This is a genomic window from Sphaerotilus natans (genome assembly GCF_900156335.1).
Classification (GTDB): domain Bacteria; phylum Pseudomonadota; class Gammaproteobacteria; order Burkholderiales; family Burkholderiaceae_C; genus Sphaerotilus; species Sphaerotilus natans.
The window spans coordinates 1-13,629 of record NZ_FTMZ01000011.1; the positions used below are offsets into that span (position 1 = coordinate 1).

General features: G+C 66.2%; 11 protein-coding genes. 6 read left to right on the plus strand and 5 right to left on the minus strand.

All coding sequences use genetic code 11. The annotated features are described in order from the left end of the window. The 3 genes from BW996_RS11030 to BW996_RS11040 all read right to left on the minus strand — a co-directional run. Window positions 1-665 (minus strand): dTDP-glucose 4,6-dehydratase (locus BW996_RS11030; protein ID WP_139330843.1); only part of this gene is annotated, 665 nt, incomplete at its 3' end. Window positions 666-715: 50 nt separating this feature from the next. Next, the gene (gene gmd / locus BW996_RS11035) at window positions 716-1,849 is read right to left on the minus strand and encodes a GDP-mannose 4,6-dehydratase (protein WP_037480039.1); all 1,134 of its coding nucleotides are present in this window, start codon (window positions 1,847-1,849) and stop codon (window positions 716-718) included. Between the two features lie 97 nt (window positions 1,850-1,946). Then, window positions 1,947-2,885 carry a GDP-L-fucose synthase family protein gene (locus tag BW996_RS11040; protein WP_037480042.1) on the minus strand — a complete coding sequence of 313 codons (939 nt, stop codon included), beginning with the start codon at window positions 2,883-2,885 and terminating at the stop codon, window positions 1,947-1,949. A gap of 479 nt (window positions 2,886-3,364) precedes the next feature. On the opposite strand from BW996_RS11040, the gene BW996_RS11045 reads away from it, so the two are divergent. The 6 genes from BW996_RS11045 (at window position 3,365) to BW996_RS11070 (ending at window position 11,349) form a co-directional block, all read left to right on the plus strand. Then, window positions 3,365-4,636: a glycosyltransferase WbuB gene (locus BW996_RS11045; RefSeq protein ID WP_076458899.1), complete on the plus strand. Its 1,272-nt coding sequence runs from the start codon at window positions 3,365-3,367 to the stop codon at window positions 4,634-4,636. Window positions 4,637-4,702: 66 nt separating this feature from the next. Then, a complete protein-coding gene (locus tag BW996_RS11050) occupies window positions 4,703-5,008 on the plus strand; it encodes a hypothetical protein (RefSeq protein ID WP_037480045.1) in 306 nt (101 codons plus the stop codon). A 94-nt stretch (window positions 5,009-5,102) separates the two neighbouring features. After that, window positions 5,103-6,518 carry an O-antigen ligase family protein gene (locus tag BW996_RS11055; RefSeq protein WP_037480048.1) on the plus strand — a complete coding sequence of 472 codons (1,416 nt, stop codon included), beginning with the start codon at window positions 5,103-5,105 and terminating at the stop codon, window positions 6,516-6,518. Between the two features lie 15 nt (window positions 6,519-6,533). Then, complete coding sequence (locus BW996_RS11060; protein WP_037480050.1) at window positions 6,534-8,792, plus strand: GumC family protein; 2,259 nt, start codon at window positions 6,534-6,536, stop codon at window positions 8,790-8,792. A gap of 9 nt (window positions 8,793-8,801) precedes the next feature. Further along, on the plus strand, window positions 8,802-10,679 hold the full coding sequence (locus BW996_RS11065; protein ID WP_051631745.1) for a tyrosine-protein phosphatase: 1,878 nt from the start codon (window positions 8,802-8,804) through the stop codon (window positions 10,677-10,679). A gap of 37 nt (window positions 10,680-10,716) precedes the next feature. Then, window positions 10,717-11,349 (plus strand): hypothetical protein, encoded by a 633-nt coding sequence (locus tag BW996_RS11070; protein ID WP_037480053.1) that lies wholly within the window; start codon window positions 10,717-10,719, stop codon window positions 11,347-11,349. A 104-nt stretch (window positions 11,350-11,453) separates the two neighbouring features. On the opposite strand, the gene BW996_RS21910 is transcribed toward BW996_RS11070, so the two are convergent. Further along, complete coding sequence (locus BW996_RS21910) at window positions 11,454-12,125, minus strand: PEP-CTERM sorting domain-containing protein (RefSeq protein WP_241461898.1); 672 nt, start codon at window positions 12,123-12,125, stop codon at window positions 11,454-11,456. A 221-nt stretch (window positions 12,126-12,346) separates the two neighbouring features. After that, on the minus strand, window positions 12,347-13,549 hold the full coding sequence (locus BW996_RS11080) for an ammonium transporter (protein ID WP_037480057.1): 1,203 nt from the start codon (window positions 13,547-13,549) through the stop codon (window positions 12,347-12,349). Between the last annotated feature and the right edge of the window lie 80 nt (window positions 13,550-13,629).

Below are 13,629 nucleotides of genomic sequence, written 5' to 3' on the forward strand. Positions count from 1 at the left end.
CGGATGTTCTGGCCGTCGCCATAGACCGGCAGCGGCTTGCCCTCCAGGGCGTTGAGGATCATCAGCGGGATCAGCTTCTCGGGGAAGTGATAGGGCCCGTAGTTGTTCGAGCAGTTGGTGGTCAGCGTCGGCAGGCCATAGGTGTGGTGGTAGGCCCGCACCAGGTGGTCGGATCCCGCCTTGCTGGCCGAGTACGGGCTGTTGGGCGCGTAGGGCGTGGTCTCGCTGAAGGCCGGATCGGTCTCCGAGAGCGAGCCATAGACCTCGTCGGTCGAGACGTGCAGGAAGCGGAACGCCGCCTTGTCATCCGCCGGCAGCGCGCCCCAGTAGGCCCGCACGGCTTCCAGCAGCTCGAAGGTGCCGACCATGTTGGTCTGGATGAACTCGCCGGGACCGTGGATGCTGCGGTCGACGTGGCTCTCGGCCGCGAAGTGCAGCACCGCGCGCGGGCGGTGCTCGGCCAGCAGCCGCTCGACCAGCGCGCGGTCGCCGATGTCGCCCTGCACCAGCGTGCACCGCCCGGCATCCAGATGCGACTGGATCGTCGCCGGGTTGCCCGCGTACGTCAGCTTGTCCAGAACCACCACCGGCTCTTCGCTGCGCTCGAACCAGTGATGAACAAAATTGCCGCCGATGAAGCCGGCGGCGCCGGTGATGAGGATCATTTGAAGTTCTTTATAATTTGAAGTTCTTTATATAAAGATTGACAGGGAAATCATTCATGGTGGTCAAACGCCTGGAACCCCGCCAGCTTGACCAGGCTGTCCTTGCGCGCCGAGGTGTAGTCCGCCTCGATCATCTCGCGCACCAGTTCCTCAAACGAAGTCGTCGGCACCCAGCCCAGCTTTTCCTTCGCCTTGGTCGGGTCGCCCAGCAGCGTTTCCACTTCGGTCGGGCGGTAATAGCGCGGATCGACACGGACGATCACGTCACCCACCTTGCACTTGGCCCGGTCACCCGTCACCGATTCGACGATGCCGATTTCCTTTTCGCCCTCGCCCTCGAAGCGCACCGTCACGCCCAGCTCGGCCGCCGCACGCTCGACGAACTGGCGCACGCTGTACTGCACGCCGGTGGCGATGACGAAGTCTTCCGGCTGGTCCTGCTGCAGCATCAGCCACTGCATCTCGACATAGTCGCGCGCGTGGCCCCAGTCGCGCAGCGCGCTCATGTTGCCCAGGTACAGGCAGTCCTGCAGCCCCAGCGCGATGCGCGCGATGGCGCGCGTGATCTTGCGCGTCACGAAGGTCTCGCCACGCAGCGGGCTCTCGTGGTTGAACAGCACGCCGTTGCAGGCGTAGATGCCATAGGCCTCGCGGTAGTTGACCGTGATCCAGTAGGCGTACATCTTCGCCACCGCGTAGGGGCTGCGCGGGTAGAACGGCGTCGTTTCCTTCTGCGGGATTTCCTGCACCAGGCCGTACAGCTCCGAGGTCGAGGCCTGGTAGAAGCGCGTCTTCTTCGTCAGGCCCAGGATGCGGATGGCCTCCAGGATGCGCAGCGTGCCGATGCCGTCGGCGTTGGCGGTGTATTCCGGCTCCTGGAAGGACACCGCCACATGGCTCATCGCCGCCAGGTTGTAGATCTCGTCGGGCTGGACCTGCTGGATGATGCGCACCAGGCTGGTCGAGTCGGTCAGGTCACCGTAGTGCAGCGTGAAATGCCGACCGTCGACATGCGGATCCTGGTACAGATGGTCGATGCGGTCGGTGTTGAACAGGCTGGAGCGACGCTTGATGCCGTGGACCTCGTAGCCCTTCTTCAGCAGCAGTTCGGCCAGATACGCGCCGTCCTGGCCGGTGACGCCGGTGATGAGGGCAACCTTGCGGGTGTTCGAGTTCGTCGACATAGGGTGTGTTTCGCTTTCGTCTGTGAAAGGTGAGTGAAAAAGAAAGAGCCGAAAAAGCCGCCCGGAACTTTGCCGCGAGCTGCCAGAAAAACAGGTGTCAGGACTTGAAGAACGGTGCAGCTTCGTAAGCAAGGCGAATGCCGTCGCGCAGCGCCGTCTTCGCCGTCCAGCCCAGGCCGGCCAGCCGGCTGACATCGAGCAGCTTGCGCGGCGTGCCGTCGGGCTTGCTGTCGTCGAAGACGATCCGACCCTCGAAGCCCACCACCTGCATCACCGTCTCGGCCAGCTCGCGGATCGTCACGTCGGTGCCGGTGCCGATGTTCACCAGCGGGCCGTCGTAGCCCTGCTCCATCAAGAACACGCAGGCGTCGGCCAGGTCGTCCACGTACAGGAACTCGCGCATCGGCCGCCCGGTGCCCCAGACCACGTACTCGGCGTCACCCCGCAGCTTGGCCTCGTGGGACTTGCGGAGCAGCGCCGGCAGCACATGGCTGTTGGCCAGGTCGTAGTTGTCGTTCGGGCCGTACAGATTGGTCGGCATCACGCTGACGTACTGCCGGCCGTGCTGGCGGTTGTAGCTCTCGGCCAGCTTGATGCCGGCGATCTTGGCGATCGCGTAGGGCTCGTTGGTCGGCTCCAGCGGGCCGGTCAGCAGCGCGTCCTCCCGGATCGGCTGCGCGCAGTCGCGCGGGTAGATGCAGCTCGAGCCCAGGAACATCAGCCGCTGCACGCCCGCCAGGTGCGCGCCGTGGATCAGGTTCGCCTCGATCATCAGGTTCTGGTAGATGAAGTCGGCGCGGTGGATGTTGTTGGCCTGGATGCCCCCCACCCGCGCAGCGGCGATGAAGATGTAGTCCGGCTTCTCCTCGGCCAGGAAGGCCTGCACCGCGCGCTGGTCCAGCAGGTCCAGCTCGGTGCGGCTGCGGGTGATGAGGTTCGTGTAGCCGCCGGCCTGCAGTCGGCGCACCAGGGCGCTGCCGACCATGCCGCGATGGCCGGTGATGAAGATCTTGGATTGCGGTGAGATAGCGCTCATGGTGCAAGAAGATGAAGAAAGAGGGCAAGACAACGCGGGACTCAGACTGGCGAGGTGTCGCAGACTTGCTGCACTGCAGCACGACACGGCATGCAAATTGTGTGTCAGCCGGCAACCGGATTGATGCCTCCTCACCCCTCTGATCGCGGGCCCTGGCGCACCACGCGCAGGCCTGATCCGCCTATCTTTGTCAGTGTTTGTCAGTAGTAGATCGGATTGCCGTCCGCGATGTCTACCGACTTGAGTCGGAGATGAGGGCGGACTGAGTCGTTTTTCTCGGCAATGCCAGATTGGCACCGCATTCGGGGTGTGGCGTGACATCGGAGCAGGTCGGAAGCAAGGGCAAGCCCCTACACTTCAGACGACAGAGCGAGAGGGGAGCGGGCACAGCCTGTGCTTGCGGTCAGAGCGTCCATCGGACCCGATCCGCCCCACTTGCGTCCCGACGACCACAACACTTTCCAGGCGAGCACAACCCGATGCGGATCCTGATCCACGGCATCAACTTCCACCCCGAACCCACAGGCATCGGCAAGTACTCCGGCGAAATGGCCGCAGAGCTGGTGGCCATGGGGCACGAGGTGCGCGTCGTGGCCGCCCCGCCCTACTACCCCGACTGGCGCATTGGCGACGGATGGCGCAACGGCTACTCCCGGCACGCGTGGAAGGGCGTCGACGTGTGGCGCGTACCACTGTGGGTGCCCGCCCAGCCCAGCGGGCTCAAGCGCATCATCCATCTGACCAGCTTTTCGGTGGCAGCACTGCCGGTGCTGGCCCGCCAGCTCTTCTGGCGCCCTGATGTGGTGATGGTGGTGGCCCCGGCCCTGACTTCGGCCCCCGGCGGCTGGCTGACGGCGCGCCTGTCCGGTGCGCGCTGCTGGCTGCATGTGCAGGATTTCGAGGTGGATGCCGCCTTCGAGCTGGGGCTGATCAGCGCCAACGGCATCGTGCGCAAGCTGGTGACCGGCATCGAGCAATGGCTGCTGCGCCGCTTCGACCGGGTGTCGACCATCTCGTGGCGCATGCTGGACCGCACCCGCAGCAAGGGCGTGGAGCGTGATCGGCTGGTGTTCCTGCCGAACTGGGTGAATGACCAGGCCGCACGCCCCTTCTCGGGACCGAGCCGCTACCGGCAGGAACTGGGCATTGCGGATGACGCCATCGTCGCGCTGTTCTCGGGCACGCTCGGCGGCAAGCAGGGTCTGGAACTGCTGCCCAAGGTGGCCCAGCGGATCCGCAGCCATCCGAAGCTGGTGATGGTGATCTGTGGCGACGGCGTGATGAAGCCGCACCTGGAACAGGCCTGCGCCGGCATGGACAACGTGCGCATGCTGCCACTGCAACCCGCCGAGCGGCTGGCCGAGCTGCTGCACACCGCAGACATCCACATGCTGCCGCAGAACCCGGGCGCGGCCGATCTGGTGATGCCATCCAAGCTCTCGGGCATGCTGGGCAGCGGCAGGCCGGTAGTGACCACGACCGAACCGGGCACCGAGCTGGCGCATGTTGTCAGCGAATGCGGCCGGGTGGTTCCCCCAGGGGACGACCCGGCCTTCGCGGATGCGCTGATCGAACTGGCGGACTCGCCCGCGCTGCGTCAGCAGCTGGGGCTCCGGGCCAACCAGTACGCCCAGAAGCATCTGATCCGGTCTGTCGTGCTGGGCCGCTTGGATCGATGCCTGCAGGCGTGTGCAACCCACACGATTGCGGGGGTTGAGCTTCCCCGGGAAAGTACGCAGACTCCAAAATAGGAGTGGAATATTTTCACTTCGTCCGTCCGCAGCTTGAGGGACGGCTCAACTTTCAGGAGCGAAAGCATGAAGTTTCAGGACAAGAGGAAGGCACTGGCCGTCGCGGCTATCGCCATGGGCGCGATGTTCGGTTCGGTCAACGCCTCGGCTGCCGTGATCATCATCGGCAAGGCCACCGCCACGGCCCCGAAGAAGGGCGTGATCGTCACGCTGCCGTCGGCCCCGACCCCGGGCACCGTCATCACCCTGCCGGGCGCCAACCCGCTGCCGGTGACCCGCGTGGTCACCACCCCGGCTGCGCCGGCTCCGGTCGTGATCGTCCCGCCGATCACCAACAGCGGCGCCAACAAGACGCTGTCGAGCACGATCTGATCCAGATCGGATCCAACACCGACCGAACGGGTTGCCATTGAAGTCGCGATCCCTGACCCAGCAGGCGGAACGAGGCCTGCTGGGTCTTTTCATTTTGTCGCTCGTCTGGCTGCCGCTGCCGCTGGGCAGCAACCGGCAGTGGCCGATGGCGCTGTATGTGGCTGTCGTCTGGGTGCTGCTGGCACTGACGGGGCTGCTGCGCCTGTTCGGATCGGAGCGACTGCCTGACCGCACCGCACCGGTGCGCACCGGCTCAGGCTGGGGCGCCCATCTGGCACTGAGCCTGCTGGTGCTGTTCACCGCCTGGTGCGCCTTCCAGCTCTCGCCCTGGGGCTACACGGAGGCGCCACATGACACGCGGCTGATGGTGCTGCGCAGCCTGGGCTATGTCGGCATGTTCTGGCTGGTGCTGCTGCTGGTGACTTCAGACCGCCGGCGTACCGCGCTGCTGAGCGGCATGATGATCGCCGGCGTGGTGCAGGCGATGATCGCGATCGTGCTGTACTCGTCCGACGGGCGCTACACGCTGATGGACGAGGCCTTCGTGCAGGGCCTGCGCGCGACCGGCACCTTTGCCGGGCCGGATGCACTGGCCAACTACCTGCTTTTCGCGCTGTCGGCGGGCGTGGCGGTGATGCTGTCGCAGATGGGCATGCAGCCGGCGCAGGCCCGACGCCGTCGACACCGGCTGCACGGCGCGCTGGAATTCATGATGTCGACCAAGATGATCGTGCGGCTGATGCTGATCATCATGGTGATCGCGCTGGTGCTGACCCGCTCGCGGCTGGGCAACGGCGCCTTCTTCGTGGCGCTGATGCTGGTGACGCTGTGGATCGTCGGGCGCTCGCCGCAGCTGCGTCGGCCGGCGGCCATCCTGGCGGCCAGCCTGCTGGTGATCGACCTGATCGTGATCGGGCAGTGGATCGGGCTCTCGAAGGTGATCGAGCGCATGCACGCCACCGAGCTGGCGCTGAAGGCCGAGCAGGAGGAAGCCGCCAGCGCTGCAGCCTCGGGAGCGTCTCCGCCAACGGCTCAGCGGGCGCCAGACATGCCGCAGTACCGCGAGGAAACGCTGCACGAGCGCACCCGCCCGCTGCGCGACGCGATGGCGATGATCGAGGAGCGGCCCTGGACCGGCTTCGGTGCCGGCGCCTTTTACAGCGCCTTCACCCGCTACAAGGTGGAGAGCACGAAGTTTTTCTACGACCACGCCCACAGCGACTATGTCGAGATCGTGACCGACACCGGCCTGATCGGGCTGTCGCTGCTGGGCGCCCTGATACTGCTGTCGGCAGGCCGCACGGTGCAGCTGATGAAAGACCGGCAGGGGCCGCATGTGCGTGGCGTGGCGGCCGGGTGTGGCATGGGAATTGTGTGCGCCCTCTTGCACGCAACGCTGGACTTGAATCTCCAGATAAACGCGAATGCAGCCATGCTGACCGTACTATTGGCCGTGGTCTGGAGCGCTCCCGGGAGGCATGTTCCAGAACCGTCTCAACAGCCCCGGTAGTCTTCTCAACATCCTATGAACCAGATTCAAGTCGCTGCGCAGAGCCAGGTTCCGGCGCAGCCGGTGCCTCCGTTTGCGCCTGTCCAGATCGGCCTGTCGGAGGAAAGCAAGCTGGCGCTGCTGGACCACTGGCGCAGCATCAAGAAGCGCAAGTGGCCGATCCTGGGTCTGGCCACGGCCCTGGCCGCGCTGGGCGCGGCGGTGGCCTTCTCGATGACGCCGGTCTACAAGTCGACCGCGACGGTGCTGATCGAGCCGGGCAAGCCGAAGTTTCTGTCGATGGACGACATGTTCGGCAGCGCGATGCAGAGCAAGGAGCACTACCAGACGCAGGTGGAGATCCTGAAGTCGCGCGAGGTAGCGATGCGCACCGTGACGACGCTAAAGCTCTGGAACAACCCGGACTTCGACCCGCGCAAGGGCGAGGACGGACTGTCGGCCAAGGCCAAGGCGATGCTGGGCATGGCGCCACCCAAGGTCGAGTGGGACGAGCAGAAGCTGGCTGAAGCGGCCGTTGGCCCGCTGATGAGGGGTGTTTCCATCGAGCCGGTGCGGCTGAGCCAGCTGGTCAAGGTGAGCTTCGAGTCGCCGGACAGCAAGCTGGCGGCACAGATCGCGAACGACATCGCGGCCAATTACATCGAATCAGATCGAGATGCCAAGTTCAAGCTGGCGCAGAACCTGAACGGCTGGCTGGAAAAGCGTGCGTCCGAGCTGCGCAAGAACCTGGAAGCCTCGGAGCTGGCGCTGCAGGCTTACCGCGAGGAAAAGGGCCTGGTGAGCCTGAGCGGCTCGGCGCAGGCGCTGGCGGGCATGCAGGCCAACGAGGTGACGCAGCGCCTGGTCGAGGCACGCGCACGCCGGCTCCAGCTGGAGGGCACCTACAACCTGATCGGCTCGACAGGCAACGGCGACTACAGCAATGTTCCTGCGGTGCTGAACCACCCCAGTGTGCAGGAGGCTCTTCGCACAGAAGCCGCCGCGCAAAAGGAAGTCGCCGAACTGTCGGAGAACCTCGGACCGAACCACATCAAGATGCAGGAGGCGCAGTCCTCTCTGGCGGCTGCACGCAAATATCTGGAGCAGCAGCGCCGCTCGGTGGCGCGCAGCATGGTGCAGGAATACAACCTGGCGCGGCAGTCGGAGCGCTCGCTGGAAACCGCGCTGTCGACCGCCACCGGCGGCGTGCAGGACGTGAACCGCAAGGAATTCCAGCTGCAGGTGCTGGAACGCGAGGTAGCCTCGAACAAGCAGCTCTATGACCTGTTCATGGGCCGCGCCAAGGAAATGGATGCCGGCAGCGACATTCAGGCCGCAATCGCGCGGGTGGTCGATCCGGCGGTGGTGACCGCCGTGCCGGTCAAGCCGAACAAGGGCCAGATCATCATCGTGGCCTTCGTGCTGGGCCTGATGATCGGCTCGATGGGCGCGCTGCTGCTGGAGCGGATGGACAACACCATCAAGGGCAGCGAGTCGGCCGAGCTGAAGCTGCACCAGCCGGTGCTGGCGGTGCTGCCGGCGCTGTCGGGCGAGCAGCTGGAGAATGTTTCGACAATCTTCATCCGCGAACCCAACTCGCACCATGCCGAGGCGATCCGTACCGCGCGCACCGGCATCCAGCTCTCGAATGTCGACCAGAGCCACCGCCTGCTGGTGGTGACCTCGAGCGTGCCGGCCGAAGGCAAGACCTCGACGGCGATCAACCTGGCGCTGGCGCTGTCGCAGACCAAGCGCACGCTGCTGATCGACGGCGACATGCGCCGTCCACAGGTGGGCGTGCGTCTGGGCATGGCCCCGAACGCCAAGGGCCTGTCGAACCTGGTGACCGGCACCGCCTCGCTGAAGGAATGCGTGCACGCGGTGGAAGGCAGCTCGCTGCTGGTGATGCCGGCGGGCGACATTCCGCCCAATCCGCTGGACCTGCTGCTGTCGCAGCGCTTCAAGGAGGCGATCCGCCACCTGCAGCCGCAGCTGGATTTCATCCTGATCGACACCCCGCCGGTGGAGCTGGTCAGCGATGCGCTCTCCATCGCGCCGATGGCCACCAGCACGATCTATGTGGTGCGCGCCACCGAGACCCCGGTGCCGGTGATCCGCAAGGGCCTGAGCCGGCTGCAGCGTGCAGGCGCCAACGTGATGGGCGTGATCGTCAACGGTCTGGACTTCGAGGACGCGCAGCGCTATTACGGCGAGTCTGTCAACGGTGGATACGGCAACACCTACTATCATGGGTATGCCGCGCAGCCGCCGGCCACCCCCGCCACGACCACCTGATCGGCCTGCATGCTTGACCTTCATGTTCACGTCCTGCCCGGCATCGATGACGGCCCGCGCAACCTCGACGATGCGCTGAAGCTGGCCCGGGCCCTGGTGGCCGATGGCATCGAGCATGTGGTGGCCACGCCCCACATCTATCCCGGCGTCTTCGACAACACGCCGCACCGCATCGCCGAGGCCTTCGAGCGGCTGCAGACGGCGGTCAGCGCCGAAGGTCTGGCGCTGACGATGACCTGGGCGGCCGAGGTGCGGATCTGCCCGGAAATCATCGACTGGCTGGAGCATCGGCGTCTGCCGCTGCTCGACGGCAGCCTGGTGGGGCCGTCGACCGCGCTGATCGAGCTGCCGGACGGTCAGATTCCGGTGGGCACCGACCGGCTGGTCGGCCTGATGATCGATCGTGGCATCACGCCGCTGATCGCGCACCCCGAGCGCAACAAGGCGGTGATGGAGCAGCCCTCGCGGCTGGAGGCGCTGCGCCGCATGGGCTGCCGCTTTCAGCTGACGGCAGGATCGGTGATCGGCGAGTTCGGCAGCAAGGCCCACGCGACCGCGCGGCATCTGCTCGATGCCGACTGGGCCGATGTGGTGGCCTCGGATGCGCACAACCTGTCTGGCCGCAAGCCGCGCATGAGTGCAGCGCGACAGTGGCTGCAGGAGCACTACGACGCGGCGCTGGCCGAGCGGTTGATGGTGCTGACGCCACAGCAGATCGCCGGCGTGTCCTCGTTCGCGCTGGGCGCAGGCGAGCAGAAGCTGGTCTTCCGCGACCTGCCGCGACACGCGGATGCCGAGGATTCGACCTGGCGCAGCGGCCTGGACCAGCTCGACGATCTGCCGGCCGTGCAGGCCAGCGCCATGAACGGCTCGTTCGGTCTGAAAGAGGCCCCCGCTGGCCCGGCAGGCTCGGGCGAGACGTCCAGGCCCGGCTGGTCGCTGACCGACTTCCGCATCGACACGGTGGTGGACGGGCTGAACGAAGCCTCGGCCCAGGCCGGGGCCACGAGCCTGGGCGACAGCCTGTTTCCGCCGCAGCCGCAGGCGGCGCCCTCGCCTGCGGCTGCGGCCGACCCTTCAGCCTCCAGCGAGGATGACTGGCATCTGCCGGATTTCGGCATGCAGCCGGCATCGCGCCCGCCGAGCCGGCCACCTTTGCCGGCGCCCGCGCCGATCCCGGTCCAGGCCCCGGTGGCCGAACCGCGGATCTGGCCGCGCGCCACCACGCAGCCGGTTCAAGCGGAGACGGAGACCGAACGGGCTTCTGCAGCCGTGCTGCTGGAAGATCTGCCCGAGCCGGAACCCAAGCCCGAACCGGCGCCCGCAGCGCCGTCCTCCGGCGCAACGCTGATGCAGTCGCTCTGGGCGAGGCTGAAGCCGGCATCCGCATCGACGGTACCCACTGCAGCCCCTGAGCCTGCACCTGCGCCGGTGGCGGTCGAACCTCAGCCAGTGGCTGCGGCTGTCGCTGAGGTCACGGCCGCGCCTGTCACGCCCCCGGTGCTGCGCCCGGCACCCGCCCCGGCTGCAGTAGCAACCAGCAGCAGCACCAGCAGCGCCAATGGTCTGCGCGGCCTGAAGCTGAGCGATCTGGAGCCGCTGGCGCCGGTGGCCCTGCCCCCACGGGCTCGCGCACCTGCTGCAGCGGCATCTCCGGCACCCGTGTCAAGCAGCTTCAAGCCTGAGGCTGCCACCGACCGCGCAGGCACCGCACGACGCGGCATGGCCACCGCCGCCTTCCAGAGCACCCGCCCTGCCCCACTGCCCACGATGCCCGAGGTCTCGTTGGCACAGCCAGATCCGGTCATGCCTGCGCCCACCGCGGACGGCTCCCGTCGCGGCTTCCGGCTGAGGGATCTGCCTTTCCTTTCCGGCGCACGGCGCTGACTTCATGGCTGTCACCCCCATGCCACGCCGCCGCTCATTGCGTTCTCGCCCCCTGGACATCCTGCTGGCGGTCAGCCTGTGCGCCGTGGCGGCCAGCGTGGTCCAGCAGTCGGCCGTGCTGATGGCCTCCGACTGGCTGGCCACGTCCAGCCGCTACGAAGTGGCGCGCTGGGCCGAGCTGGGCAAGGAATTCGACGAGGCCGAGTGGGAACACGCGCGCCAGCAGCTCGAGCGCGCGCTGGCGCTGACCCCGGAAGATGCAGCGCTGCATGACTCGATGTCGCAGCTGCATGCGGTCAAGGCCCAGTCGCTGTGGAACGCCAACGGGGGCACGGGCTCGCCGGAAGTGACGGATGCCTATCGCAAGGCCGTGGCTTCGCTGGAAAAGTCGGTCGAGATCCGTCCGACCAACGCCTTGTCATGGGCCAATCTGGCGCTGATGCGCTACACCGTCGGCACCGAAGCGGAAACGCTCTTCGCCACCTGGGAAGAGGCCGCGCGCCTGGGCCCGCGCGAGCAGGTGGTCGAGAACGTGCTGGTCACGATGCTCGGCTCGATGCCGATGATGACCGAGGACATGGTGGAATGGGGTGACGCCCGTCGCCCCGGACTGCGCGCCTTCCTGGAGGCCCAGGCCGAACCTGCCGCCCCGATCAGCAGCAAGCCCTGAGGGGACACGTCGAAGCGGCACAAAAAAGGCCACCCGAGGGTGGCCTTTGTCATGCCCGGAGGGAGTGCCTTTTCAGGTGGTCTCCCTCTGGCTCTTGCCCTGACTCAGGCAGCCTTCTTGGCGCGACGGCGGCTGACAGCGCCCAGCACGCCCAGACCGGCCAGCATCATGGCGATGCTCTCGGGTTCCGGCACCGGAGCGGCCGGCGAGAAGTCGACACCCAGCACCGGGTTGTTCAGGCCGTCGGCCGAGGTTTCGTACAGCGACACCATCATCGACTGGGTGCCGGCCAGCGGAGCGATCTGCAGCCAGCCCGAATCGAAGGCCGAGCCGTTGGCAGCCGAATCGGCCACCGTCCAGCTGTAGCTCGACTGGGTGCCGTTGATGTTGAAGTAGGTGACCGTGAAGCCGTCGGTGCCGGTGTAGTCGGCCGAACCCACTTGCTCGGCCGAGAACAGGCGGAAGTACAGGCTGTCACCAGCCACCGTCGGGGTACCCGCCAGATTGAAGGTGTAGGAGGTCAGCGAGCTGGAGGTGTCCGGAACGATCAGAGCGTAGGCATTGCCGAACACCGGATCGACGCTGTAGCTGGTCAGCAGCGTGTCGCCGGTGCGGTCATCCACCAGACCGAGCTGACCAGCACCAGCCTGGTAGGCCGAAGCGTTGATGGTGATGAAGCCGCTGACGTCGGTCTCGGCACCGGCGTCCTGCAGAGCAAACGCCTGGCCCGAAGCCAGACCGGCCAGCATCAGAGCTGCGACAGTTTTCTTGAACATGGAGAACTCCTTGAGTTTTCGACTTGCCATCGTCGAGGGATAGGCTTGCTGTGTCGACTCCAATATAGGCCGGCGCTTTTGCATTTCAAAGCCCTCGCCCCTCGAACAGGGGACGTGTTTCACAGACTCACAGAAGCGCTCACATGGACCCCAGATGACACCGTCGACAAAGCCACATCCAGCGTGGCAGCCGCACCACAAGCCCGGATCAGCCTTCAGATTTACCAGCTCACTTCGCGATCGGGCGTGGCGCCGATGCGGTGGATCGTCAGGTCGGCGCCCTCGAATTCCTCCTCCTGCGACAGGCGCAGACCGACGGTCGCCTTGATCAAGCCGTAGACCACGAAGCCCCCGCCCAGCGCCCAGGCCACCGCCATCAGCGTGCCCACGGTCTGGCTGGCCAGGCTGACCCCACCCAGGCCGCCCAGCGCAGTCTGGCCGAACAGGCCGCAGGCAATGCCGCCCCAGGCGCCGCACAGGCCGTGCAGCGGCCACACGCCCAGCACATCGTCGATCTTCCAGCGGTTCTGCGTCAGCGTGAAGAGCTGGACGAAGATGGCGCCGGCCACGCCGCCGACCACCAGCGCGCCGATCGGGTGCATCAGGTCGGAGCCCGCGCACACGGCCACCAGGCCGGCCAGCGGGCCGTTGTAGACGAAGCCCGGGTCGTTGCGGCCCATCATCGCCGCCACCAGCGTGCCGCCGACCATCGCCATCAGCGAGTTGACCGCCACCAGGCCGGAAATCTTGTCGATGGTCTGCGCGCTCATCACGTTGAAGCCGAACCAGCCCACCGCCAGCACCCACGAGCCCAGCGCCAGGAAGGGAATGCTCGAGGGCGGATGCGCCGACATCGCACCGTCCTTGCGGTAGCGGTTCGAGCGCGCGCCCAGCAGCAGCACCGCCGCCAGCGCGATCCAGCCGCCGACCGCATGCACCACCACGCTGCCGGCGAAGTCATGGAACTCGGCGCCGAAGGCGCCCTTCAGCCAAGCCTGGACACCGAACTTCTGGTTCCAGGCCACGCCCTCCGACAGCGGATACACCAGCCCGACGATCAGCACCGTCGCCAGCGACTGCGGATGGAAGCGCGCCCGCTCGGCGATGCCGCCGGAAATGATCGCGGGAATGGCCGCGGCAAAGGTCAGCAGGAAGAAGAACTTGACCAGGTCATAGCCGTTTTTCTGCGCCAGCACCTCGGCGCCGCTGAAGAAATCGACGCCATAGGCGACCGAGTAGCCGACGAAGAAATAGGCGATGGTGGAGATCGCAAAATCCACCAGGATCTTGACCAGCGCATTGACCTGGTTCTTCTTGCGCACCGTGCCCAGTTCCAGAAAGGCGAAGCCGGCATGCATGGCCAGGACCATGATGGCCCCGAGCAGGATGAAGAGCGCATCGGCGCCCTGTTTCAGCGTGTCCATGGTTGTCTCTTGTGAAGGATGTCGAAAAGGCGGGACGAATCGGGATCGGGACAGGAAGATGTCGCGTCGTCCGGCCGTCA

Bases quoted from the DNA above. Each gene is read 5' to 3' on its own strand.
- gmd (WP_037480039.1), bottom strand. From the start codon at position 1,849: ATGTCGACGAACTCGAACACCCGCAAGGTTGCCCTCATCACCGGCGTC.
- BW996_RS11040 (WP_037480042.1), bottom strand. From the start codon at position 2,885: ATGAGCGCTATCTCACCGCAATCCAAGATCTTCATCACCGGCCATCGC.
- BW996_RS11045 (WP_076458899.1), top strand. From the start codon at position 3,365: ATGCGGATCCTGATCCACGGCATCAACTTCCACCCCGAACCCACAGGC.
- BW996_RS11050 (WP_037480045.1), top strand. From the start codon at position 4,703: ATGAAGTTTCAGGACAAGAGGAAGGCACTGGCCGTCGCGGCTATCGCC.
- BW996_RS11060 (WP_037480050.1), top strand. From the start codon at position 6,534: ATGAACCAGATTCAAGTCGCTGCGCAGAGCCAGGTTCCGGCGCAGCCG.
- BW996_RS11065 (WP_051631745.1), top strand. From the start codon at position 8,802: ATGCTTGACCTTCATGTTCACGTCCTGCCCGGCATCGATGACGGCCCG.
- BW996_RS21910 (WP_241461898.1), bottom strand. From the start codon at position 12,125: ATGTTCAAGAAAACTGTCGCAGCTCTGATGCTGGCCGGTCTGGCTTCG.
- BW996_RS11080 (WP_037480057.1), bottom strand. From the start codon at position 13,549: ATGGACACGCTGAAACAGGGCGCCGATGCGCTCTTCATCCTGCTCGGG.